The organism is Kribbella sp. NPDC056345 (assembly GCF_042262745.1).
Classification (GTDB): domain Bacteria; phylum Actinomycetota; class Actinomycetes; order Propionibacteriales; family Kribbellaceae; genus Kribbella.
Window position 1 is genome coordinate 1 of record NZ_JBHJQQ010000037.1, and the last position, 3,382, is coordinate 3,382.

4 protein-coding genes are annotated in these 3,382 nt (G+C 72.1%); all 4 read left to right on the forward strand.

Translation table 11 applies throughout. The features are described from left to right. On the forward strand, positions 1–787 hold a 787-nt coding region (locus ACFCV3_RS42615), incomplete at its 5' end, for a DUF2637 domain-containing protein (RefSeq protein ID WP_376041170.1). Positions 788–912: 125 nt separating this feature from the next. Next, entirely contained in the window at positions 913–1,140 is a 228-nt protein-coding gene (locus ACFCV3_RS42620; RefSeq protein ID WP_376041173.1) for a hypothetical protein, read from the forward strand. Further along, on the forward strand, positions 1,140–1,361 hold the full coding sequence (locus ACFCV3_RS42625) for a hypothetical protein (RefSeq protein ID WP_376041175.1): 222 nt from the start codon (positions 1,140–1,142) through the stop codon (positions 1,359–1,361). Before ACFCV3_RS42620 ends, ACFCV3_RS42625 begins: the two co-directional genes overlap by 1 nt. A 369-nt stretch (positions 1,362–1,730) precedes the next feature. Continuing rightward, positions 1,731–3,382 (forward strand): hypothetical protein (locus ACFCV3_RS42630; protein ID WP_376041177.1); only part of this gene is annotated, 1,652 nt, incomplete at its 3' end.

Consider the following 3,382-nt stretch of genomic DNA (forward strand, 5'->3'; position numbering starts at 1 on the left):
GAGCAAGCAGACGATGGAGAGGGCCGCGCTGATCGCGGCCGGGCTCGTGATCGTGACCCTGACCGCCCTTGCCTTCTGGCTCAGTTACGCACACCTCGCCGAGGTGGCCGGCCAGCACGGCCTGGCAGGCTCCCCGATCCGCCAGTGGGCATGGCCCGCGACCCTCGACGCCTTCATCGTCGGCGGCGAACTGCTCATGCTGCGGGCCGGTCTCCAGGGCCGCACCGACTGGTGGGCGATCACCGCCACGGCGGCCGGGTCGATCGGCTCGATCGTCCTCAACGTCGCCGGAGTGGCCGGAGCGAGGGACGGTCAGCACGTGCCCTTCCTCGACTACGTGACCGCCGCTGTCCCCCCCACTGCCGCACTGCTGGCTTTCGGGCTCCTCATGAGGCAGGTCCACGGCCTCGTGGACGACGCCGCACCCGCCGTCGAGCCGGGCAGGGACACCGAGGTGTCCACAGTGGACGCCCCGGTGTCCCCCACCCCCCTGCCGGAGCCTGTGCCGGCCACCGCATCGCCGCAGGTCATCTGCGGGGCACACCTCGAAATCCCGCCTGTCCCCCCCCGCCCGAAGCTGAGCACCGAGGAAGCCCGCGCCGCGATCGAGCAGGCATGGCGGGACGGCCTGAGCGTCCGTGAGGCGGCCCGGGTGTCCACCCGCGCCCCCTCGCAGGTGCAGCGGGTGTACGCACGCCTCGACACCGAGAACGCCCCCGTCCACCCGCGACACGACGACGACCACATCGAGGGTCAGACCGAGATTGAGGTCCCGGCCGCCGCGTGACCGAGAGAGGGTCAGGGGACACCTCCCCTGACCCTCTTGCGCAGGCTGACACATTGTGTCAGACTGACTCACGTCCGCCTGATCCACCCTCACCCGGCGGGGCGCCGCCACCACCAGGAGGAACCATGCACGAGACCCAGCTTGACGATGTGCCCGCCCGTATCACCGCGTCCGCCGCGCGGCTCGGCGGACCGGCCGCCACCCCGGCCGAGAAGGCAGACGCAGCCGCTCTCCTGCGGGACCTGCTGGAGGCCGCTCGCAGCCACGGCGTCACCCTCGCGCACTTCGACGCCGTGGCCGACCTCCCGCAGGCGGCCCTGATGGTCATCCGCTCGGCCCGCGAGGAGGCGTGATGGCGACCCCGGCCGACATGTCTCACGCGATGCTGATCGCGATCCTCATGCACCACGGCGGCTCGCTCGACCTGCCCGCCGGCGCTTTCCAGAAGGACGCGCTCGGCGGCCTGGACGGCGCGTTCCACGCCGTGGCGATGGAGCCCCGCCTCGATGGCACGGTCCGCATCAGCGTCCAGCCCCGCCCCGCCGGGGACGAGGGAGGAATCACCACGATCTGACCGACACGACGATGCCCCGCCGGTGATCCGGCGGGGCGTCTCGCTCGTAAGGGATGATCACCCCTCAGAAATGGCAACGGCCCGGGCATCTCACCTCCCGGGCCGCCCGCCTCCGCAGGTGCCAAACCACCGAACGGAAACGTTGCTGTGACCAGAGTACGGAGCGAAGCGCCTCCTTCGCCACAGCGGCCCGCCCGCCGCACATGCCGCCGTAGCGGCTGCTCGAAGAAGTTCACCCCAAACCCCCGCACACCGGGCCAAACGTACTGCTCCCCGAACTGCCGGAAGCGCGCTTCCGAGGCGGACGCGGTTCGACCCCCGAAAACGGGGTCTGACCTGCAGAAAGACACCTCCCGAGGTGTCCGCTTCTTGGTAACTGACGAACAGAGTTGTCAGATCGCCGAAACCGCAGGTCAGAGCGGTGCGGTCGATGGGGCCACCGAGGGGGGTCCGGTCACGGTCGTCACCCCGGCTCTGCGGCGGTGGCGGCGCCGCCGGATCATGCAGGAGATCACCGCGATCGACCGGTGCCGGAAGTGCGCGCGCCGCGCCGTGGCGCCGGAGCTGGGCACGCTGACGGCCCGCACCGAGGACGGGAAGGCGTCCGGCCGCGGGGTCCAGCTCTGCGAGTCGATCTGGGCGTGCGCGGTGTGCGAGAGCGCCAAGCGCGCCGAGGACACCCACGAGCTGACCACGGCCGCTCTGCGGTGGCTGGCCCGTGGGGGGACTCTGGCGGCCGTGGTGCTGACCACCCGGCACACCCGTGCGGACGCACTGGACGACCTGGTCTGTGCCCTGTGGGGGACGCGGCAGCGCGTGGACGAGACGACGGGGGAGGTCACGCCGAGGGTCCCGGGCGCCTACCAGCGGCTCCTGACATCGCAGAGCTTCCGGCGCCACGTGGCCCCGGCGGTCGGCTACATCGGCATGGCGCGTAACCCGGAGATCACCCGCTCGCAGGCGGGCGGGTGGCACCCGCACCTGAACCTGCTGGTGTTCCTCGGTGGCCAGTTGGAGGGCACCCCGGCCAACGGCCAGCTGATCTACACGGATGAGGACGGCAACGGGTACTTCGAGCCGGGCGAGGGCCGGAGCTGCACGTTCGAGCCGCCCGCCGAGGACCTGGAGGCGTTCGAGGAGTGGATGCACGGCTTCTGGGCGGGGGCTCTGCGGTCGATCGACCCGACGTACGAGACGTCGACCGAGTGTGAGCGGGCCAACTGCAAGTGCGGCGGCAAGGGCCACGGTGTGCGCATCGACGTGATCCGGTCGCCCGATGACAAGGCGCTGATCGAGTACCTGACCAAGGTGGGCGGGGAGACGGCCAAGTCGGTCCAGGCCGACGTGGACGCGGCCAAGGGCGCGGCGGCCGAAGTCGCCCACTCGACGGCCAAGGGCGCCAAGGGCACCCGGTCGATGACCGCCTTTCAGTTCCTTGACCGGCTGTGGGCGATCGAGCGCGACGGCCTGGCCGAGGCCGACGCCCCGGGGTACGGGACGGCCGAGCAGTGCCGTGCGTGGTCGCTGGAGTACGAGGCCGCGACCCGGGGCCGGCGGGCGTTCGAGATGACCCGGGGCCTCGCCCGGCACACCGACCTGGCGGGCGAGCTGGAGGCGTACCGCTACCAAGAGATGCACCGCCGCCTGCTCGGCGGTGTGGTCCTGACCTCGGAGGCGCACGGCCAGGTGGCCGAGGCTGGGAGCGACTTCGCCGTGGCCGAGCTGGTGGCCGCCAGCCTCGAGGCAGAGGTGGCCGGCCTGGTGGCCGACGCGGGTGGCCGGGCGGACCACGCGCGGGTCGTGGACGAGGCCGGAGCCGCGGAGTGGGTGGAGTCCCTGGCGGAGGTGATGGCCGCCAAGGCCCGGCAGCGGGCGGCCGAGAGGGCGGAGTGGGACCGGCTGGCCGAGGCCGGGCACGGCCTGGTGCCGTGCGAGCCGTGCGGCGGCACCGGCCACCGCGACGACATCGACGTCGTACTGGTCGACAGCCGCCAGGATGTCCATCTCGGTCCGGCCGAGCC